The organism is Zobellia galactanivorans (assembly GCF_000973105.1).
In the GTDB taxonomy this organism is placed as follows: domain Bacteria; phylum Bacteroidota; class Bacteroidia; order Flavobacteriales; family Flavobacteriaceae; genus Zobellia; species Zobellia galactanivorans.
In genome coordinates, this window is the sequence record NC_015844.1 from 2,383,373 (window position 1) to 2,404,339 (window position 20,967).

The following is a 20,967-nucleotide window of genomic DNA, read 5'->3' on the forward strand; positions in this document are numbered from 1 at the left end:
CTAAAGCGGTTGCCCATCACAGTAAAAAAAGCACTTATAATGGTGCCATTATACGCTTTGTACATTTTCCTTGTCGCTAGTTTCTTTCTCAACGAGCTCGAAGTATTTATCTTTTCCTATGGTCAGATAATACAATGGATACAAAAACACTAGTCCCGCTATGATGCCTAGTATCATGATCTTCGTAAGCACAAGAAGTAGTGCCAATAACATGAAAATGGCTTTAGCGACACCCTCATACTTAAAAGTATTTAGGGTAAATGTTACGCTTTGTGCCTCGCTAAGGTTTACAGTGCGTTTTTGACTCGTACACCAACCGGCTTTGGCATAAATTTCGCATGGACCGTTTTCTACTTCATATTCTTGGGTTCCCTTTTTTATGGTGCCATGGTCTTTTTCGTTGATGTATATTTTTGCTCCAGTGGCACTTTCTATTTTGATTATTCCCATTTGCTGTATGTTTTAAAGGGGGTTCTGTTTATTGGGCACTGGGCCAAAATCCGAAGGAATTATAGCGCATTCTCGGCCCTAACTTATTTTCTGAATAGTTTTTTCCAAAATCCTTTTTTCGCCTCTTTCTTTTCGGGGGCAATATTTCTTACTTTATATTCTGCGTTTGAAGCGATTTCCCCTTCTTTTAATTTCTCTTGTTTTTCAATTTCCGCAATTTGTTCCATGGCGGCTTGCCGGTATAGTATTGCTCCCTCTGGGTCGCAGTTCAACAGATTTGAATAGCAAGAAGATTGGTTTAAGTCCAAGGGATTGGGCTCCACAACTTCTGTTGCCTCTAGCAGGCCTAAATCATGGTCTTTCGCATAGTTTAAAGCCTTTAAAAACACCTTGATCCTGTCGTACGAAAACAAATTGTCCAGTTCACTTTTGACTTCAGGCTTATTTTCATAATCTTCTAATAGCTCAGCTACTTTGTTGGCAGGAATATAAATGCCCGAACAATAATTCTCTATAATGGCATTGTGCACTTGTTCGGTTAACCTTTTACTGGGCACTATTTCATTCCATTTTTTGTAATACGCCTGAAGAAAAGGTTTCTCGGAAAAGGAAAGGGCAGCGCCTCTAGTGTAGAAAAATTTTTCAAAAAAGCCTTGGACAACGGCAACGTAATAGCCATGGCTTTTGTCAAAAATATCATTTTGCTTGGTTTCTAAAGCTACGTTGATCGTGTTCTCATACTTTTCCTTGTAGAAATCTTCAATTTTATTTTCGGTTGCGCGTTTCTCTATTAAATTTTGATTGTCGAGTACGTCAAAATACCATTCGTTTATTTGCTTTTCCGATATTGGATGATAACTTATATCCCAACCCATATTTGTTTTTTTTTAAATTATTTATGGTTATTACTGCGATTGTATTTTATAATAACTCAAATAATTATGCCCTAGTATTCATGTATAATCACTTGTTTACAAAGGGCCTGGTTTTGGGGAAAGGGACTACCTCCCTTAATGTGATAGGCTTCGCGTCCTTGTTCCGTTCTTAGTTCTAGGCAATGTTTGCTATTCGATCAAGCCTGTTATAAACTGTCCTGCCTTTCCTGTATCGTCATTGCTGACAATCAAAGGCACCCTGCCCAGTTTGGCTGCAAATTCTTTCGAATCTTTGTCAAGAACATAAATATGGTCGTAATACCAAGAATCGGATTTGTTCGCTTTTACGTCCTTTTTGGTTTCCTCAAATAAGACTAGGCACCATTTTGATATTTCCTTGTTTTCAACCTTTCGCTTTAAGGACCCGATCGATTTCGCACAATAGGTATCCCATGTTACGACAAAAATCACATGATAATCGATGAGCTCCTTAAGTTCGAGGCTTGTTCCCGACGGTACGTGCTTGAGTTTAAGTGTGTGGTTTTGAAGAAATTCAATTGCAGACGAATTATCGAGTAAATTGGAGAGTTGACAATAGGCCCGTTTAGGGTGTGCAGAGAAAGCTCTATAATGCTCTGGGGTGTCCAAGTATTTTTTCTGTCTTTTAAAAAATCGGTCTAGTATTCTCATGTTTAGCATTTAGTAGGTTATTATGACTGGGTGTATAATACGTACTAAAATTAGTAAATTTTCTTACAAAACATAAAATGTTTGTATTCAATAAATAAGACGTTTTTAAACGTTTACAAACGAAAACAATTGTTTTGTAACCGATTAGAATTTGGTCGCCGTTCTAGGTTTGCAGTGTTGAATCGCAGTGGTTCAATAGTATGAACTGTTTAACGTAAAAATTAGTAAAATGAACGCCTTAAAAAACAAAGTACAGTTGATTGGAAACTTGGGCCAAGACCCAGAAATTGTAAACATGGACAATGGCAATAAACTGGCCAAATTTTCCATAGCTACTACGGAAACTTATAAAAACGCCCAGGGTGAGCGTGTAGACGATACCCAATGGCACAATGTGGTGGCCTGGGGAAAGACGGCCGAAATCGTAGAAAATTATTTGACCAAGGGAAAACAGGTGGCCGTAGAGGGCAAGCTCACCCACCGCTCGTACGAGACCAAGGAGGGTGAAAAACGATATATTACCGAAGTACGTTGTAACGAACTTTTGATGTTGGGTAAATAGAATATGCCGTTCTTTGCAAATGAAGCGACTCCAAGGGGCTATTTTAAGTTTTTTGGCCTCGCTTCATTTGTTACATCGGTACTTTTATAAAACAATCGCTATACTTATTACATGACGCTTACAACAGAACAAGAACTCCTTCCCCTTTTAAAGACGAATTTTGGCTACGATTCGTTCCGGCCCAACCAATGGAGCGTAATCAGCGATGTACTTGCCAAAAAAGACGTTTTGGCCATAATGCCCACGGGCGGTGGGAAGTCGCTTTGCTTTCAGCTTCCGGCCTTGGCCATGAACGGAACGGCCATTGTTATTTCCCCGCTGATTGCCCTGATGAAGGATCAAGTGGATGCCTTGACCGCCAATGGTATTTCCGCGGCCTATTTCAACAGCTCCTTAGCACCCGAAAAACGACTGGAAGTTGAGAATCGATTAGTGAAAGGCGAATTGAAGTTGCTCTATGTGGCTCCGGAAAGTTTGGCCTTGGTACAACATATCCTATCTGAAATCACCATCAGCCTTTTTGCCATAGACGAGGCACATTGTATATCTTCCTGGGGGCACGATTTTCGTCCGGCCTATACGCAGTTGGGGACCCTAAAGCGGCAATTTCCCGGAGTACCCCTAATTGCCTTGACGGCTACGGCCGATACCACGACCCAAGACGACATTTTGGAACAGTTGGGCATTCCCGGTGCATTACGCCATTTGGCCTCCTTTAATCGCCCTAATATCTCCTTGGAGGTGCGTCCGGCCCAAGACCGAATTTCGCAGATTCTTGATTTTCTCTCGGAACGGCCGAACGAAAGTGGAATCATCTACTGTCTCAGCCGAAAAAGTACACAGACCATTGCGGATAAACTGTTGGCATCGGGTTTTGATGCCAAAGCCTATCATGCCGGTCTTCCTGCCGAGGAAAGGAGTCAGGTACAAGAAGATTTCATTACCGACCGTGTACCTATCATTGTGGCGACCATTGCTTTTGGAATGGGCATTGATAAGAGCAACGTGCGATGGGTAATCCATTACAACCTGCCCAAAAATGTGGAGGGCTACTATCAGGAAATCGGGCGTAGCGGACGTGATGGCCTGCCTGCAAAAGCCTTGCTCTTCTACAGTTTTGCCGATGTGGCACAACTCCGCAGGTTTATTTCTTCGAGCGAGAATGCCGATGTGGAATACGCCAAGTTAGAACGTATGCAGCAGTTTGCAGAAGCCCTAAGTTGCCGACGGATCGCCCTGCTGAACTATTTCGGGGAACATATGGTCGAGAATTGTGGTAATTGCGATATGTGCAAGCGTCCTCCAAAGTATTTTGATGCTACCGTACTCACACAAAAAATCTGTTCTGGCGTGGCACGCTTAAAAGAACGGGAAGCTATGGGCATGTTGGTCGATGTGCTTCGCGGGGCTCGAAACGCCCAGGTGTTCGAGAAGGGCTATCAACATATAAAGACTTACGGGGCGGTAAAGGAGGTATCATGGCAAGACCTGCAGCAGTATATCATTCAATTGCTCAACCAAGGGGTCCTTTCCATAAACTTTAGGGAAGGCGGTCGCTTGGCGCTTACTCCATTGGCCAAACAGGTGCTTTACGAAGGCAAAAAAATACAGCTTGCCATTTTAGAAAAACAAAAGGCCCAACCGAAAAAGGAACGAAAAACCAAGGCCAGTGCGTCAGGACTATTCGAAAAGCTTCGGTTGCTACGGCAACAAGTAGCGGCGGAGCAAGGGGTACCTGCTTATGTGGTCTTTAGCGATGCCAGTTTAAAGGATATGGAGGAAAAACTTCCTAAGAACGAAACCGAGTTCATGGAAATTTCCGGGGTAGGTCAAGCGAAGCTGGAAAAATATGCGGCCATATTCTTGAAGGAAATCAACGAACATAAAGCGGAAAAGAAGCGAAAAAAGGCGAAAAAGAATCCCAGTCACCAGCTTTCATTTCAATTGTTGAAGGAGGGATTTTCCGTTGAAGATATCGCCAAACAACGGGGAATACAGGAAAGTAGTATCTATACCCATCTGCAAAAGGCCCATGCCGAAGGGGCTCCCGTAGATTTGGGACAGTTTATTTCTTCCGATGAGATCAAAAGCATCAAAAAAGCGCAATCTGAACTTCAGGATGCCGAAGGCCTAAAAGTATTCTTCGAATATTTTGAAGGCAAGCTGCCCTACTGGAAAATTCAAATGGGACTGTATCTGATCGGAAAGTAAAATGTGTGGCCAAGCGCAGCCGAAGATAGGTGTTACTGCCTCTTATCGATTACGCTGATAGGCTTCCTTCCCAGCTTCGACATCCGCAATTTCTGAATCTCTTCATTAGGACAGATTTCAATATTGGGAGAAACCCTCAATTTAGACCTAAAATGGTCTTTAATGGCCTGCATCAACTTATGGTCGGCTGAAGATGAAGCGATTTTTATAAGGATTTCATCCGTGCCGATTTCGTTTTGGTAGATTTCGAACACATAGCCTTCCACTTCTTCAAAATCGTTCAGAAGGTTGTCCATGGCAGGAGGGTAGAGGGTAGTGCCCTTGTATTTTATCATTTGCTTCTTCCGTCCTATTACGGGGCCTAAACGCATGGTGTTTCTGCCACAGGCACAGGGAGAAGTATGGGCCACGACAATATCCCCGGTTTTAAATCGCAACAAGGGCATGGCCTCAACACCTAGGGTGGTGATCGTAAGCTCCCCTTCTTGGCCATCGGCAACGGCCTGGTCGTTGTCATCTAAGATCTCGGCAACGATGAGTTCGGGGTGGTGGTGTCCCCCGCGTTGTTCGGAACACTCGGCAAAAGCCGTGCTCATTTCTGTCGAGGCGTATGTGGAGTAGAGTTCAATGTTCCATTTCGACTTTATTTTATCGGCCAGAACGTTCAATGAAAAATCTTGGTTCCTTAACGATTCGCCTATACAAATGGCTCCTTTGACCCCTGAGGTATTGATATCGATACCATGTGTTTCGGCATATTGGATCAATTTCAGCAAAAAGGAGGGCACCACAATTAGATAGGTGGGCCTGAATTTGAGAATGGTGTCCCATTGTAGTTCGGGGATACCTGCTCCCACACGGATGATACCCGCACCCAATTTTCTGACTCCTAAAAAGTAGGCCAGACCGGCCATAAAACGACGGTCCATGGTCGTGGTCATTTGTATGATGTCATTTTCGCCAACACCCGAGCAGGCCAAGGATATGGCCTCGTTATGGGCCAATCGGTCAAGGTCTTTGTCGGTCTGCCCCAAGATTACGGGGTCGCCCAAGGTGCCCGAGGTCGTTACAAAATCAATAATCTGCGATTTGGGTACACACAGAAAATCATCGTTGTAATGCTGTAGCTCTTCTTTGGTGGTTACCGGAAGCTTGGCTAGGTCCTCAAGGGTTCTGATATCCGATACTTTAATGTCATGTTCCTTAAAAACGCGCTTGTAGTAAGGCGATTTTTCGGCTATATAGGCAATCAGCTCTTGAAGCTTTTCTTCTTGAAAGGCTTTTATTTTTTCGGACGATGCTTTTTCTATTTCTGGAATCATTTATTGGAGCTTCCGTTTTAGTTTTTTAATATAAGTGTCTATGGATTCCTTATCGGGTACCGTGGTCACTTCTTTGGTCTTGGCTTTCTCGAAGGCGTCTAAGGCTTCCTTGTAGTTTCGGTTTTCATAGTAATACTTCCCCTTAAGGAAATACACCTCCCAAAAATCGGGGTTTACGGCTATAAATTCAGTCCATAGGGCCGGTTCGATTTCTTCTTCCGAGACCATGGCCTCCGTAATCTGACGCCTTAATTTTCGATAACGTTCGTAGTGCCGATATGCCAAGGTTCTCAAAAAAGGGTCAGGGGCTATGTTCCTATCGGGCGAAGATATGGGGCGTGCCTTTTGGTTTTGGTCGGCTGTGCCGAATACTTCCTTTAGGTCGTAAGCTACAAATTCACCCAATTGATAGGGATTGCTAGAAACCCAGACCAAAAGGTCTTCCGGTTGAAAGACAATGCCGTGGTGTGCCAACATTTGGTTGAGGGCTTTTTCGTTTCCGTAACCGATATGTTTGTCTTCGAGTCCGTTTTTGTTCCTTAAGATGCTCACGGCACTCTTGGGGGTTACTTTTGGGGTGTTTTCCAAAAGCTCTTCCATACGTTGGTAGCGGTATTTCGAATGGCTTTCAAAGATATGTTTCTGGTTCTTTTTATCATCGGCATAAGCTTCACTTTGAAAGTGGTTGGAGCAAACGAGCTGATTGCCGTTTTCTACCTCGTACACACCGAAGTTATGTGGTGAAACCTCAATGAGGGCCGCTTTTTTGTCTTTGGCACTTCCCACAAAAATCGATTCGGAGACAAATACCTCGCGTTTTTTGGCAATGGCAATGGCTTCATATATGGTAGAGGCGTACTGCAATATTTCCCGGGTAACCAATGATATGGGGGTTTTGGCCACCAAGGGGAATTTTGACTTGCCCGCGTTGATGGTAACGGTCAGGCCTTGGTCGTTCATTCCGGAAACCACGCCGATCATACCGCCCCAGCTCACCGACATAAATTTATGGCCCTGATCGGGAGCAACGAATGCAATGATCTTGTTCTTTGCAAAATCGTCGCCGGCGTAAAAATCGAAATTCCTACCGATGATAAGTTTGCCGTCTTCGGTATGTGGTCCCCAGGCGGCGAAGGAAGAGCAGCCTACCAGGGCGAGGTCTTGTAGGGCATGGCCGATATCGTGTGCCCCGTGAAAGTACATGACACGCGGGTAAGGGGCCGCAATGCGATCATAATCTTTTGAGGCGTATTGCGAAATACCATAGATTTCGGCCTTGTACTGCTCGTCAATGTTCTTGTACATTTTTCGGTTGAACCAGGCCAAGAACTTTCTGAGCATTTTTTGCTTTCCTTTTGAGGGCACGAGCTCATCTATTTTCTCTACAAAGACCCGCTCTTGTTCCTGAAAAAGCTCTTGGGTTAGGCTACCTGTCTTAAGTCCCAGTTCGTAAGGATTTCCCGAAACATAGAGTTCGTAAAGGCCTTGGGGGTTCTTGGTCAAAAAGTTGGTAGCGAGACGGTAGGTAGAATCAGAGAGTTGTTGCCTAGGGGGCAGCTTGGTTTCATAGATACTTACGTCGGGAAGGTCTTTCAATGATCGCGAAACGCCACATGAGCCCAAAAGCAAGGCTAGGCCTAGAAGAACGTATATGTTTGAAACTATTTTTTTTGGCATTATGTCAATCGGCTATGAAAGAAACAATTTTAGGGCAAAAGTACGGGCCTTAGCTGTCTTTTTTGAGTTTTAGGTTCTTTTCCGTGCGCTTTATGGCCCATCGGTCTTTGAAATCGAGCCACTTCTGTCCGCGGTAGCTTCTGATGATATTGTCGATATGGCGCATGACCATTACGTTGTAGAGCATGTTGGCGAAACGGAGCGGGTGCCTGGGCAAGGCACGTAGGGTCATAGAAAAACCTCCGTTCAGGTAGCGTATGCTGTGCCAATATCCGCTGGGCATATAGAGGGCGTCCCCATGCTTCATTTCGGCACGTATACCTTCGGCATATTGTAGGGCCGGGTATTGGTCAAAATCGGGGTTGTCCATATCTATGCTCTCGATATTGTGTATGGAAAAAGGTACTTTGTACAAGTATTGCGTTTGCTCGGGGGAAAAGAGATTGACCACCTTGTCGCCGTCAAAATGAAAGTGCATGCTGTCAGGCAGGTCGATGTCGTAATGCATAAACACCTTCGATTTTCCTCCTCCAAAGAACAAGGCAGGAAGCTTTTTAAAGAACTTCAGGCCGATATCGGGGTATTGAAAATCTTTGAGAAGTTCGGGCATTTCCTTTAAGATATTATAAAAGAAAATACGGAGGTCGGTAGGTTCGGTCTTTAAGACTTCGATATATTCGCTCAATTTCATTTCTTTGACCGGAGCGTATACACTTTGTTTGTCTTTGGCGGGTTCGTTGTTGTACAAGGGTACAATTTGGTCTCCCGCACGTTCTTGGATATAGTCTAGCTTCCATTTTTCGTAGGCTGGCCAATCTTTGGTCAATCCGGTAATCAAGACAGGCTTTTGCGGTTTGTAGTAGTGTTTGATAAAATCCGCTTTTGAGATGTTTTCTACCCGTTCGATAGAAGTTGTCTTAAACTGTCCCATTATGCATCTATTTTTTTATTGGTCTTTGTACTTCCTTTGGTTATTTTCTCTACTAAGTATTCGCTGCCCAAGATTTCCGAGCAAGTGACCACGCTACTGATGGTTACCCCTAGAATGCCGTGCATATTGATGCTTTGCCCCGTAAAAAACAGGTTTTTTATTTTGGTGCGCGGCGAGATAAAGGTCTTTAAGGGGGTGTTTACGTTTTTGGCATACCCGTACATCGAGCCTTCGTTAGAGCCTATGTAGTCTCTATATGATAAAGGGGTAGAGGTATGAACCGATTGAATGCTTTCACGGATATTCGGAAACTTTTTTTCCAATGCGCATAAAAACGCTTCTATTTTGGTCTGTTTGAATTCTTCGTAAGTCTCGCCCCGACTGTTTTTTTGGGTAACGGTATTGAAAGTGCCGGACCATGGTTCGAGTTCTTCATAGCGCATATAGGTTATGGCGGTCAATTGGTCGGCCCATTCGCCTTGGTTTTTACGGGCCCCCATAGATACCATATAGGCTTCGGGCCATGATTCTTGGGTGTAGTTGTGCGAATTCCAAACTGCGTTATAGTCCTTAAAATGGTAATAGTTGTGGTTTAGGTATTTAAAGGTTTTTGGTTTGAGTACAATATGGATGCTGAAAGCGGAAATAGTACTTTCTATACTTTCTATACGTTTGGTGTACGATTTTCTAAAATGCTCTTGCCCCACCATTTTTATGGTAATCTTCGGTTCTATGTTCGAAATGAACAGGTCGCCTTTTATGATGTCTCCCTTTTTGGTTACCACCGAAACTACCTTTTGATCTTCAACGTTGAACTTGGTTACCTCGCAATGTTTATAGGTTTTTCCCCCGTTTTCCTTTAAACGTTTTATGAGCAATTTGGTAATTTGGCTACCGCCATCCGCACACCTGTACGAGCTTTGTATGTACGAGTTTATGGAAAGTGCGTGTACGTAGAAAGGGGTCTTGTCGGGTTCGCCTGCATACAAAAGGTTGGAGCCGGCAAGCACGGCACGCAGCTTCTCGTTTTCGGTGATGGAGTCAATATACTTTTTGGCGGGCAGGGTAAAAAGCTCGGTATCGTCATGATATGGCTTGCCGAGTCTTAAGTTATACAGCGGAAACTTTCCACAGGTATCCTGTAGTTTTTTACAATATTGATGAATGGCTTCCTTTTCTTCGGGAAACTCTTCTACCAGTCTGCGTTCAAAATTTTCGTAGCCTTGGGCATGGGGATATTCCTTTGGATCGCCATCAAATGTGATCAGGTCAAAACCGTCTTCGTCCAAACGGGTCAGGTGCAGTCCGTCTAGAATATCTAAATATTCAAAATAACGGTAGAGGTTTTGGCCTTTTTCCAATCCTCCTAAATAATGAACACCCGTATCAAAAATAGTACGTTCGCGTACAAAGGTCTGTAGGTTGCCCCCGTATTGGTTGTTTTTTTCCAATACGCAGACACTTTTGCCCTCACGCGCCATGATAATGGCCGAAACAAGTCCGCCCATACCACTGCCTATTATCACTACGTCATAATGTTGGTTCATTAACTGCGTCGTTTTTTTAATAACCTAAAGTTATCATTTTGTTGGCTGGGAACGAAACCTAATGCTTCTATAGGCGATAATTCCATTTGTTGTGCTTCTTTCAATAAAATCAAGGTCTCGACCGTATCGCCCAAAAGCTTGGCCAGTTGCCGGTTTTCCATTTTTATATCGACCAGAACGAGCTCGGCATCGGCTTCCAGTGCCTGGGCCATATTTTTGGCAAGGCTTATTTTACTGTAGTTTTGGGTCAAAAAGTTGTTCTTTAGCAACAAGGCCGCTTCGTGGTCGGCCAAATATGTCGTTATTTTCCTGTCGATGGAATCTAGGGCAAGCATTAGGTCTAGCTGTCCGAAGTCTTGCGACAGGTGTACCATTTTGGTTTTCTTTCCTATGTGCTTTAAAAGTGATGCATAGGTTTCTTTATGGGCGGCCAAGTCAAGTTTGACGCTTTTGTAAACCACATCGCCCTTGTATCTATAGTTTTCCAAAAGGGTTTTGGTCCAATAGTCTTGATCTTCGATTTCATTTCTAAGCCTTTGGAATTCCTTCCTGAAATAGGCGCCCAATTGCTTGGCACGTTCGCTATAGTTTTTGCCGAATTTAGGGTCGTTGGCCTTGATCTTGGGCAATAGTTCTACGGTGATACTACCATCGCGAATAATAAAACTTCCCTTTGGTAGCACTTCGGAATTACCGTGTATCAGTACCGGAAGAATATCCAATTCAAATTGCTGCGCCAAATAAAAGGCCCCTTTGTGAAAACGTTTGATCTTGTTGCTGGAAGAACGCGTGCCTTCGGGAAAAGCGATCAAGCTGAATCCTTGGGCGACTTTTTCCTTTAAATAGGCCTCGCCGTTTTCTATACCTCCAGAAACAGGATAGGCGCCTGCCAGTTTTGCCGCACTACCGAATACGGGCGAATTGTAAACCCAGTCGTTTACCAAAAATACAATTTTAGGGTGGAGCATGCCAATGGCCAGAATGTCTAAAAAGCTGGTGTGGTTGGCAATGATCATTACGGGTTTTTCAAAGGTTTCCTTACTGAGGTTTTTTATTTTTTTGGATACAAAGGGGTTGGTGTACAACACGGAACCCATGAGTTTGGAAACCGCTCGATGAAAGCCGATATTCTCTTCCATCCGGCTTTGGGGCGATAGTTTTAATTTGGCCCATCCGTATATGGAATACAAAAATCCTCCCGTACCAAAATACCCGAACGACAATACCGAATGTATAAAATAGCGCAATGATATAGGGCGTTTATCGGTACTTCCGATAAAGAGCCTGAAGAGCAGGGGTTGAACGGTAAAGGCCACAAAGGCCGCCGAAAGGATCCCGATTAAGGAAACGGTAGAAATAGTGTACAGTACGGGATGCTTGGCAAAAATCAAGACCCCAACGCCTGCAATGGTGGTAATGACCGAAAGTAATATGGAGGTCTTATGGGTGTGTAGCACCTTTTCCCCAGTACGGTATTCGGTAAGCAAGCCGTTGGTTATGAAAATACTGTAATCTACCCCAAGACCGAAAATAAAACTACAGATGATGATATTGAAAATATTGAATTCAATATGGAAAAGGCCCATGATGCCCACGGTCAAAAACCAGGTGAGAAATATGGGTATGCTGGTCACTACGGTCAGGGAAAGGCTGCGGTAGAAAAAGAAGAGAATAAATAGCACCACGATCAAGGAATAACCGATAAGGCTATTGAAATCGTTCTTTAAGTTGCCCAAAAAGGTTTCGTTTACCTGTTGGCGGTCAATGAGCAGGGTGTTGGGCGAGTTCTCGAACTGCTCGCGAATAAGGTCGATATGGTCTTCATCTACCTTTATCAGGGAGGTGATGGTGGTTCCGTTTTCGTCCTTTACAATGTAATCATCAAGGGAAAACGATTTTATGGCAACAAAGTCGTCGACCTCTAGGGGTTCGAAATCGGCGTTCAGCAGATCGTAAAACTTGTTGAAGGTAGTGGGTTTAAAACCGAATTCGTTTCCGCTTTCGATCAGCTCCCTTTGGGTCGTTTTGATTTTATTGGTGCTCCAGAAATCCTTCCACAGGGCTATTTTTTCCTCTTGGGTCCTTTTTGCCCGTATGAGTCCGCCTACAGAGCTGAAGCTTAGTATTTTGTCGTTCGCTTCGAGGGTTTTTAGAATGTTGTAGAGCGAATCGTTCTGTCCTAATACGGTCTGGGTGTCGTTACCATAAGTGGCCAGGTAAATGGATTTTGAACTGATGTCCGTTAAGGTTTCCAATCGTTTTCGTGCATCGCGCAATAGTTCGGTCTCGTAGTTCAGCCTGGCAATATCTTTGTTGAAGACCACCTTGTTATAGGTAAAGATGCTAATGACGGAAAAAAGTACTAGCCCCATAATGGCCCATTTCGATTTGTGGAAATCAAAAGATGCCACCCGATCTAAAATGGTGCGTCTAGAGCTCACCGCTTTTTTTGCGGAGTAGACCTGTGGGACAAAGAGCAAGGCAAAAACCGATGCGCCCAATACACTGACCGCCGCAAAAATACCGAGGTCTTGCAAGGCCTGTGATTCTAAAAAGAGGAGGCATAAAAAGGCAGATGCCGTAGTAAGGCTGCTCATTAAAATGGAGGGGGCCACTTCTTTGTAGAGGTTTTCCGCCCCGTTTCCGTTTCGTATATGGGTCAGTATATGCAGGGCATAATCAAGGGTGACCCCTAAGAGTACCGAACCTATGCCCAAGGATATGGCCGAAATCTTTTCGCGAAGAATACACAAAAAGGCAATCGATAATAGTGCGCCGATCAATGTAGGCAGGAAAAGGATAAAGGGCAGGGCCAGTTTTCTGTAAAAAAGCATTAAAATAACGATGAGCAGGGTCATGGCTATGCTTACCGTAAATTGGATGTCGCTTCTGATCTGTTTGGCATTGGCTACGGCAACCAAGGCGGCCCCATAGTATTCGCTGTGCACCTTGCCGGTATAGGCTGCGTTCAGTTGGTTCTGCAGTTCGTACAAGGCATCTGAAAAGGGTAGGTTTTTGTCGGTTTCGTTGGAGCCATAGGCCGGGGTTAGAAAAAGAAGGATGTTTTTTTCCTCTTGGTCGACAAGAAAACCGTTCTTTAATTTAAAATCTTCGCCTACACCTAATTCCTGTAGCCTTTTAAGCGCAATGAACGAGAGCCGCAAAGGGTCTTTTACAATGGTCTTTTTGGCAACGATACCCGATGGTGAGATAAGCGTCCTGTAATTTTCGGCAGTGATATGGGCAATACTGTCAGAGTTTATTTTTTGGGCAATCTGTGGATAGTCATCGGGTTCTAAAAATAGGGGTAGATGCTCGTATACTAGGTCTAGGGTCTTGGGTACGTCATCGGAATTGACCCGGCCTTGTACGTTTTTAATAAACTCCGATTGGTTTTGCTCTAGGCTATCGAGAAGGTCTTTGGCGTATTGGGTAAGGTCGTTTACGCTGCCTTCTTCGTCTTTTTGTATGCTGATGATGATCTTGTCGGTAAATGTAATCGACTTTAAGACCTTTTGAATGCGTTGCGCTTCTTCATTGGCGGGAATGAGCGAGGTGATATCGTCTTCAAACTGTATTTTGGAAACAATGGTAGCTAGGCCCATCACTACCAATAGAAGTACCGCTAATGATAATTTGCGTTTTCGCGCTATGAGTCGATATGCCTTAAAGAAAAAATTACCCATTGTCTACGATTATTTTTTTCTTTCCGAAGAATACAATCGTTAGATAACCTATGATGCCGAAAAGTAGGGCGGACATAATGGCCAAGGCAAAACTGCCGATAAGATATGTCTTTAGGTTTTGTAGCATTCCAAAATTTTCGGTCATGTGTTCCATGGAAAAGGAAACCTCTTCGCCGGTTATCCATACCCCGATTTTAATACTAAAATAGACAATAAAAGGGATTAGGGGCGGGAGGCTGATATTCGAAAATGCAAAAGTGATGGCCTTGTTCAGTCGAAAGACCGTGGCCAGGGCAAAAACGAGTATGGTTTGAAAGCCCCAAAAGGGGGCAATGCCCAAAAAGATGCCAAGGGCTATGGATAAGGCCTTTATTTTTGGGGAGTCGTCACTGCGGAGCAGGTCTTCCAATAAAAATTTTTTAAACCCTTTTTTTTTTATTTTCCTAATAAAGTTGCGAGGCTTTATGTAGAAGATCGTAACGATGACCAACCAGGTGTTGAGCACGCTGATCCGAGCAAAGTCAGGTACGGTCCTAAAGTGCGATACCCTTTCGGTTTCGTCGTACAAAATACGGACGGGCACATTTTTTACAAGGGTGCCGTCCCAGGCCAAACGAACGATGACCTCTATTTCAAATTCGAATTTCGGGGTATAGAACTTTAGGTCTTTTAAGGCATGCAGCGGGTATAGCCGGTAGCCGCATTGGGTATCTTGAAGCTTGGTTCCCGTTTCGAACCAGAACCAAAAGTTGGAGAACTTGTTGCCAAAACTGCTTTTGCCGGGAACATCTTCTTGTTGCATGTTCCGTGAGCCGATATACAGCACGTTTGGGGTTTCTTCCTTTTGCAATTCATCTAAGAAAACGCTGAGGTCTTCGGGAAAATGCTGCCCGTCGGAGTCTATGGTTATCGCATAATCGTATCCTTGGGAAATAGCGGCCTTAAACCCTACTTGAAGGGCATTGCCCTTACCTTTGTTTTCCGGTAAATGGATTTGCTCTATTGACGGATAGTTTTTTAGGATGTCGGACGTGCCGTCAGTGGCCCCGTCGTTTATTACGATGACGGCGTCGGTACGTTCTAAAATACCGTCAAGCACCCGCTTTAGTGTCCCCGCATTATTATAAGTGGGCACCAATACGCAACAATTGAGCTGCTGCATGGTATTTTGAAGTGATGGGGTAAGGGTCGGCACGAGCAATTTTTTTCAAAGGGTTCAGAAAACAGGTTCTGAATTTTCAGCAAAGATACGTATTACGAACCTTGTAACAATTGCCTTTCTGATTCGTTAAAGGCTTCTGATTTTGAAATATACCCTTTTACGAAATCCTTGCTGTTCTTATTGGGGATGGTATTGAAGTTCTCGATTATAAATTGTTTGTCTTCCTCAATGTTTTTGGTGTACCCCGTAATCTTGGGTACGTTCTCTTGAACGCTTAGACGGATGCAGCGTATTTCAACATTATCGGGTTCTGCCGCTATGGCAAATTCCAAAAGTTCCGCCCCTTCCTTAAAAAAGGTCTTTTTTTCTTTTATGCCTTTGGCGTATTTCGCCATCATTGTAGTCACCGCCCCTTTAAAGGCTACTAGCGTTTTGTTGTCGGTTTTGGCCACCGAAACCAGGTCGTCGTTTAGTGCAATGGTGGCGCTTTCATTACCTGAAGCTTCAACATAGGCTGTTCTTACCCGGGACAAATCTACCGGATTTGTAAGGGATAAAAGTGAAAAAAAAGCGAACAGAACTAGTTTTAAGTGCATAAAATCTAGGTTAGAATATTAAAGGTAGCGCTTAATTTTAAGGCTAATGTATCGTCAAAAGTTGTGGTATTCTTCACTTTTACGATAGCCTCTTCCTCCGTAATCGTCAGCTTGAGTTGAATGGTGTCGTTTTTCTCGGGATTGATAATGGCCATGAACTTCACGTTCGTGGCGACCGAAAGAAACAGCATTTTTTCCGTGGCCTGCTCGGTGAGTTCTTTGATGATTTGGATCATACATACGCCGGGCATCACGGGGTTGCCGGGAAAATGGCCCTTGAAAACATCATGCGCGGCGTTCAGTTTAACCGTGGCAGTTACGTTCTTCCCTTCCTTTTCAAAACTTTCAACGGAATACAATCCTTCGATCAACATGTCCTTTATAATTTAAATTTGTATGCGGCACCTATTTGAAATACCCCATTGAGATTGCTTCCGGCTTCTTCGTAATAATCGTCTTCGCCAAAGAAGTCAACGCTTATGGTTCCTTGCTTGTACCTTGCTTCAAGTATCAGGCCAAAATCAAACTCGTAGCCTATTCCTCCAAAAACGACGACATCTAGAGGCGAGATTTCATCATCGACGTTAAAGTTGGTCAAGTTAACAAAATTGTTGTCAAAATTAATATCCAATCCAAGACCCAGTATAAAATGAAATCCCTTGTCAGGGCTTACATAAAATTTGTTCGGTATGCCGATGGAAATATAGTTGATGTTTACATCGCCATATGCGTCGGAATTCGATTTGCCCCCTTGATTGGAATATAGGATTTCGGGCTGTAAGGAGTAGTAATCCGTTAGTGAAATGTCGGCAAAGGCGCCTATGTATATTCCCGATTTGGTATCAAGCGCGGTGTTACTGATGTTCGAACTGTTCAGACCTACCTTTATACCGGGGCGCGTCTGTGCCATGGTCATGCCCGTGCTGCAAAAAACCACTAGCATGATAAGAAGTTTTACGGTTTTCATTTGAACGATTTTAATGTAATATGAAGTTTGAAGTTGTAGTGTGCTATTTCAATTTCCTTGGCAAACTGGTCATCGATATTGCTAAAGAAGAATTCTACTTTTTTTTGGTTTCGGTCAACTCGGGCAATTCTGTTCAGCTGCCCCCTCTTGTAATAAAAATAATGTTTTTTAGATAGGATGTCGCTCTGTAATACGGTATCGCCATCTAGGCTAAATTGATTCTTTACTTGCGATTGTTCCTGTATTAACGCTTTAAAATCCCGTTTTAAGATATTGATGAGTACTTTTTTGTCCAATTCCTTTAAAATCCGGTTTACCACGAAGTCGTTTTCCTTAAAGGTGAAATCGAAAATGGTATTGCCTATTTCGGTGGTAAACGCAATGCGATGATGGTCGGGCCCCAACTTTTTGACGATAAAAATACCTCCGAACGATTTGTTGAACGCATCGATTTTGGCCTTGTATACATAGTCTTTCTCGGGATTTGAAAAATAGGGGTTTTGAAGCTCTTGAGAAGATTCTGTGCGGGGTTCAAACCCATTTTTGGCAGGGTAAGAAGCGCATCCGACCCATAGAAAAAGGCAAAGGCTACTGAGTAAAGACCGCATCTGACAAGGTTTTGTTCACGACACGATCGGTAAATTTAATTTGGGTATAGTCGTCTGAGGGTTCGATCATTTTCACCTCGGTTACATCGCCGTTGGCGTTAAAGGAAAGGTGAAAGGCTTTGATGAACTTGGCAAACTGTTCGTCTTTCGGAAGAAAGTATACCAAACTAGAATCGTTTATTTTAAAATATTTGATGTTGAACTCGTTGTCGTCGAACATATCGCCACGTATACTGGCCGTAATGAGTTGGTTCAACTGTTTGAATATTTTGTTCGACCCCACGTCCATATTACTCTTGTTACCGTCATCGTTGATGTATAGGGTTTCGTTTTTGAACAAGACCGAATAGGCAAAGGGCTTGGTGTATTGCCACTTGACCAGGTTGGGGGCCTTGAAGGCCAATTGGCCCTGTGATACGATATCGTCTGATAGGAAGTCTAGGTGCTTGTATTGGGTAAAATCGCTCATTACCGTGGTAATCGCCTCTGCCCGGGTCTTTACCTTGGCCTTTAGCGCCGTGGCTTCGTCCGGCGTCATTTGCTTTTGTGCAACGGCCGAAACGGAAATAAAAAGGATAAGAAAAAGTATCTTATGCATAAGCTTCGATTTCTAGTAGACGGTCAACAGTGACCGAACTGAGATTTTTCTTCCGCAAAAATAACAATAACTGTTCCAAAACGGCGATTGTTTTTTCGCTGGTGTCGTGCAGCAGTATAATATCGCCCTTTGATACCTTGTGCGTTATTCGTTTTAAGACGGTTTCTTCCGACCTTGATGTCGTGTCCAATGAGCGTACGTTCCACCCTATGCTGTGTACTTTTAGTTTGTCTACCGCTTTTGCAATCTGCGGATTGGTCACCCCAAAAGCGGGTCGATAGAGTTTTATTTTTTTTTCGGTCAAGGTGTGCACAAGGTTTTCGGTTTGAACGAGCTCGTTCAAAACCTTATCTAACGAAAAAAAACCGAAAGTATTGGCGTGTGAGTAAGTATGGTTGCCAATGGCGTGCCCTTGGGAAATGATCTGTTTTAAAATTTCCGGATGTTTCTCGATCCGTTGTCCAACGCAAAAGAAGGTCGCCTTGGCATTGTATTTTGCCAATAGTTCGAGTGCTTTGGGGGTGAATTCAGGGTTTGGGCCATCGTCAAACGTAATGGCGACCCAATTGTTTTCAGTTTTTTTGTTGGAGTGTCTTGAGGTGAGATGGTAATTCCATTGGATAAAGAATGAGCCAAAAACCGTAAGGGAGAACCAAAGGAACAAAAGCGCAAAAACCGGCCACCAGGGTAGGTATTCCATAAAGCATAGCGCGACCAAGGGCAGCAAAAGAAAAACAACAGCGGTATTTACCCTTTTCCGCCTTAGCATTTGCGAATTAAGGTAAGGCTGTGGTTTTCTCCTCTATATTGGTTGTATATCAAAATGGTCTCTAGCTTTGCAGGGACGATTGCATTGAGTTGTACCACTTCGGGAACCGTCTGTGTCTTTATAATTTTATTGGCCAACCAAAAAGCAAATCCCGTTGCGGTATCGAATTCACCCGAAAGGTGTTTGTAATAGGCTTGGGGCGTATCTTTTAACAAGGAAGAGCCCAGCTGGTCGTAATAAGTGTCAAAATTAACATCGCCATTGTTACCGAGTATGGCAAGGTCTATATCATCGATATTAAGTTGTTGCCGTTCTAAAAAGGCGAGTACTTTTTCTTCGAGGCGTTCTTTTGATAGGGTGTTGAATGTTTTTACGGCAAGCAGTTCGGCGTAACAAGAGGGGGCTTTTTGATTCGAAAGCACAAAAAAGTGGGCGCCTTCACCCATTACCATGCCCTCGGTCTTCGATTGCAAAAGCTCTTGGGAGGCTACAGGTTCTTTCTTGATATGCCCGATCAAACGGTGGGTTTCCACATGGTGGTCTACCAATTCGTCTACACCGCCGACAAGAACGGTTTCGGCTTCATCGTTTTCGATCATCATCTTGGCGTCGATCAAAGACGATTCAAACGAAACGGCCGAATGTACAAAGGTGAAATTGTGTCCTTTGCAACCTAGGCCAAGCGCAATTTGCCCTGCCACGGTATTGTGTGATGACTGAATAAAGCGGGTAGGGGTTAAAAACTGCTCATCGTTCTTGATGATATCGCTAACGAAACGTTCGGAGTCACCAATACAGCCCAGTCCGGTGCCTACGATAATGGCATCTATGTTTTCTATTCCGGCTTCGTTAAGGGCGTTTTTAGAACTTACCGTGCTCATTTTTATACCTCGGGCCATACGGCGTGCGGCCGCTGGAGGAATGTATTCCTTATAATTGGGGTCGATTACGGGTACCGTGCTCGCATTGTACTCCGTAATTTCATTTAGAAACTCGCTGTTGTCAAAGGTTTTTTGGGCCGAAACCGAACCTACACTATTTATATATACTGGTTTCATTAGGCTTCTTTGGAAAAGATTAAAGTGGAACAATTTCCGCCGAACCCGAAAGAATTGGAGAGTACATGGTGCAACTCCTTTTGTTTTACCGTCGTTTGCGGAAGCAGTTCAAATTCCTTCATCGGGGTGGTAAAGTTGAGGTTAGGGTAAATTACGTTGTTCTGTAATGCCAAAACCGAATATACGGCCTCTATACCACCTGCTACGGCCAGCGTATGGCCCGTAAAGGCCTTGGTTGAACTGAATTCGGGCACTTTGTCGCCGAAGATACGAAGTAAGGAACGGCCTTCGGAAAGGTCGTTGTTCGGTGTTGCGGTTCCGTGTGCGTTTATGTAATCGATATCGGATGGGGTCAAGCCTGAAACTTTTAAGGCCTTTTCCATCGCCAATACGGCACCGTCCCCATTTTCAGAGGAGGCGGTTTGGTGAAAGGCATCATTGGCATTGCCGTAGCCTTTTACGTAACCCAATACTTTTTTCTGGTCCCTTTTTACGATTTCATCGGATTCTAACACAAGGTAGGCCGCGGCCTCACCCAGGTTAAGTCCTTTTCTGTTGTCGTCAAATGGCGTGTTGTAGGTGTCGGAGAGAATCATCAAAGTCTTGAAACCGTTGATGGTGAATTTGCACAGGCTATCGGTACCCCCCACGATAACACGGTCTAATTGCCCCGATTTTATCATTCGTGCCCCCAACATAATGGCGTTGGCAGCCGATGAACAAGCGGTACTTATGGTAGAGACAAAACTCTCTGATATGCCAAGATGGTCGGCCAGTTTTTGTGTGGAATCGCCCGCATGAAGTCCATTGATATGGCCCCAATGTTCGTCGGTTTCAAAATATTCAAAATAATATTTTTCCGATTGGTCCATACCACCTACGGTAGTTCCGGAAATGAGTCCGGTCTCACAATCGTTGATGTCGGTTATTCCGGCTTGTGATACGGCTTCCTCTGCGGAAAGCATGGCCAATAGGGCCGTTCTTGATACGGCCGTTTCTTCGGCTATTCCCAATTTTACTTTTAATTGGGTATTGGTCATCCCTATTTCGCCTACCATGATATCGTTTTTGTGAACGGTATCTATTTTTGAAACTCTAGAAATGCCAAGTTTGCCAGAGACCAGCGCCTCATAGTTTTCCTGCACATTGTTCCCAATGGCGGAAATTGCTCCCATTCCCGTAATTGCTACGCCCTTGCACATATTAATTTGGAAGTATTATAGATATAGAATAAAAATACGAATCTTAGACTTAAGTG

Annotated in this window: 19 protein-coding genes; 2 read left to right on the forward strand and 17 right to left on the reverse strand. The window is 43.9% G+C overall.

The features are described from left to right. Nucleotides 1-48: 48 nt before the first annotated feature. From ZOBGAL_RS09650 to ZOBGAL_RS09660, 3 genes are all read right to left on the reverse strand, one after another. A complete protein-coding gene (locus ZOBGAL_RS09650; RefSeq protein WP_013993403.1) occupies nucleotides 49-450 on the reverse strand; it encodes a hypothetical protein in 402 nt (133 codons plus the stop codon). Nucleotides 451-533: 83 nt separating this feature from the next. Next, nucleotides 534-1,325 carry a hypothetical protein gene (locus ZOBGAL_RS09655; protein ID WP_013993404.1) on the reverse strand — a complete coding sequence of 264 codons (792 nt, stop codon included), beginning with the start codon at nucleotides 1,323-1,325 and terminating at the stop codon, nucleotides 534-536. A 189-nt stretch (nucleotides 1,326-1,514) separates the two neighbouring features. After that, nucleotides 1,515-2,015, reverse strand: coding sequence for a hypothetical protein (locus ZOBGAL_RS09660; protein WP_046287437.1), 501 nt, complete (start codon nucleotides 2,013-2,015; stop codon nucleotides 1,515-1,517). 229 nt (nucleotides 2,016-2,244) lie between these two features. Here ZOBGAL_RS09660 and ZOBGAL_RS09665 point away from each other — a divergent pair, with 229 nt between their 5' ends. After that, entirely contained in the window at nucleotides 2,245-2,577 is a 333-nt protein-coding gene (locus tag ZOBGAL_RS09665; RefSeq protein WP_013993406.1) for a single-stranded DNA-binding protein, read from the forward strand. A 111-nt stretch (nucleotides 2,578-2,688) separates the two neighbouring features. Beyond that, entirely contained in the window at nucleotides 2,689-4,788 is a 2,100-nt protein-coding gene (gene recQ, locus ZOBGAL_RS09670; protein WP_013993407.1) for a DNA helicase RecQ, read from the forward strand. Nucleotides 4,789-4,820: 32 nt separating this feature from the next. Here the strand turns inward: recQ and ZOBGAL_RS09675 are convergent, their stop codons facing one another. The 14 genes from ZOBGAL_RS09675 to ZOBGAL_RS09740 form a co-directional block, all read right to left on the reverse strand. Next, a complete protein-coding gene (locus tag ZOBGAL_RS09675) occupies nucleotides 4,821-6,110 on the reverse strand; it encodes a phenylacetate--CoA ligase family protein (protein ID WP_013993408.1) in 1,290 nt (429 codons plus the stop codon). Further along, the gene (locus ZOBGAL_RS09680) at nucleotides 6,111-7,787 is read right to left on the reverse strand and encodes an acyl-CoA--6-aminopenicillanic acid acyl-transferase (RefSeq protein WP_013993409.1); all 1,677 of its coding nucleotides are present in this window, start codon (nucleotides 7,785-7,787) and stop codon (nucleotides 6,111-6,113) included. Between the two features lie 49 nt (nucleotides 7,788-7,836). After that, nucleotides 7,837-8,718 carry a cupin-like domain-containing protein gene (locus ZOBGAL_RS09685; RefSeq protein ID WP_013993410.1) on the reverse strand — a complete coding sequence of 294 codons (882 nt, stop codon included), beginning with the start codon at nucleotides 8,716-8,718 and terminating at the stop codon, nucleotides 7,837-7,839. After that, the gene (locus tag ZOBGAL_RS09690) at nucleotides 8,718-10,265 is read right to left on the reverse strand and encodes a phytoene desaturase family protein (RefSeq protein ID WP_013993411.1); all 1,548 of its coding nucleotides are present in this window, start codon (nucleotides 10,263-10,265) and stop codon (nucleotides 8,718-8,720) included. Before ZOBGAL_RS09690 ends, ZOBGAL_RS09685 begins: the two co-directional genes overlap by 1 nt. After that, nucleotides 10,265-13,951 carry a 1-acyl-sn-glycerol-3-phosphate acyltransferase gene (locus tag ZOBGAL_RS09695; RefSeq protein ID WP_013993412.1) on the reverse strand — a complete coding sequence of 1,229 codons (3,687 nt, stop codon included), beginning with the start codon at nucleotides 13,949-13,951 and terminating at the stop codon, nucleotides 10,265-10,267. Before ZOBGAL_RS09695 ends, ZOBGAL_RS09690 begins: the two co-directional genes overlap by 1 nt. Then, nucleotides 13,944-15,113 (reverse strand): DUF2062 domain-containing protein, encoded by a 1,170-nt coding sequence (locus tag ZOBGAL_RS09700; RefSeq protein WP_046287849.1) that lies wholly within the window; start codon nucleotides 15,111-15,113, stop codon nucleotides 13,944-13,946. The genes ZOBGAL_RS09695 and ZOBGAL_RS09700 overlap by 8 nt, the downstream gene beginning before the upstream one ends. Before the next feature lie 92 nt (nucleotides 15,114-15,205). Next, nucleotides 15,206-15,709 carry a hypothetical protein gene (locus ZOBGAL_RS09705; RefSeq protein WP_013993414.1) on the reverse strand — a complete coding sequence of 168 codons (504 nt, stop codon included), beginning with the start codon at nucleotides 15,707-15,709 and terminating at the stop codon, nucleotides 15,206-15,208. Nucleotides 15,710-15,714: 5 nt separating this feature from the next. Beyond that, the gene (locus ZOBGAL_RS09710) at nucleotides 15,715-16,083 is read right to left on the reverse strand and encodes a 3-hydroxyacyl-ACP dehydratase (RefSeq protein WP_013993415.1); all 369 of its coding nucleotides are present in this window, start codon (nucleotides 16,081-16,083) and stop codon (nucleotides 15,715-15,717) included. Nucleotides 16,084-16,088: 5 nt separating this feature from the next. After that, nucleotides 16,089-16,676: a porin family protein gene (locus tag ZOBGAL_RS09715; RefSeq protein ID WP_013993416.1), complete on the reverse strand. Its 588-nt coding sequence runs from the start codon at nucleotides 16,674-16,676 to the stop codon at nucleotides 16,089-16,091. After that, on the reverse strand, nucleotides 16,673-17,284 hold the full coding sequence (locus ZOBGAL_RS09720) for a hypothetical protein (protein WP_013993417.1): 612 nt from the start codon (nucleotides 17,282-17,284) through the stop codon (nucleotides 16,673-16,675). The genes ZOBGAL_RS09715 and ZOBGAL_RS09720 overlap by 4 nt, the downstream gene beginning before the upstream one ends. After that, nucleotides 17,265-17,882: a LolA family protein gene (locus ZOBGAL_RS09725; protein ID WP_013993418.1), complete on the reverse strand. Its 618-nt coding sequence runs from the start codon at nucleotides 17,880-17,882 to the stop codon at nucleotides 17,265-17,267. The genes ZOBGAL_RS09720 and ZOBGAL_RS09725 overlap by 20 nt, the downstream gene beginning before the upstream one ends. Next, nucleotides 17,875-18,651 carry a polysaccharide deacetylase family protein gene (locus ZOBGAL_RS09730; RefSeq protein ID WP_013993419.1) on the reverse strand — a complete coding sequence of 259 codons (777 nt, stop codon included), beginning with the start codon at nucleotides 18,649-18,651 and terminating at the stop codon, nucleotides 17,875-17,877. Before ZOBGAL_RS09730 ends, ZOBGAL_RS09725 begins: the two co-directional genes overlap by 8 nt. Beyond that, nucleotides 18,645-19,709 (reverse strand): beta-ketoacyl synthase N-terminal-like domain-containing protein, encoded by a 1,065-nt coding sequence (locus tag ZOBGAL_RS09735; RefSeq protein WP_013993420.1) that lies wholly within the window; start codon nucleotides 19,707-19,709, stop codon nucleotides 18,645-18,647. Before ZOBGAL_RS09735 ends, ZOBGAL_RS09730 begins: the two co-directional genes overlap by 7 nt. Continuing rightward, nucleotides 19,709-20,911, reverse strand: a complete 1,203-nt coding sequence (locus ZOBGAL_RS09740; protein WP_013993421.1) for a beta-ketoacyl-[acyl-carrier-protein] synthase family protein — start codon at nucleotides 20,909-20,911, stop codon at nucleotides 19,709-19,711. Before ZOBGAL_RS09740 ends, ZOBGAL_RS09735 begins: the two co-directional genes overlap by 1 nt. Between the last annotated feature and the right edge of the window lie 56 nt (nucleotides 20,912-20,967).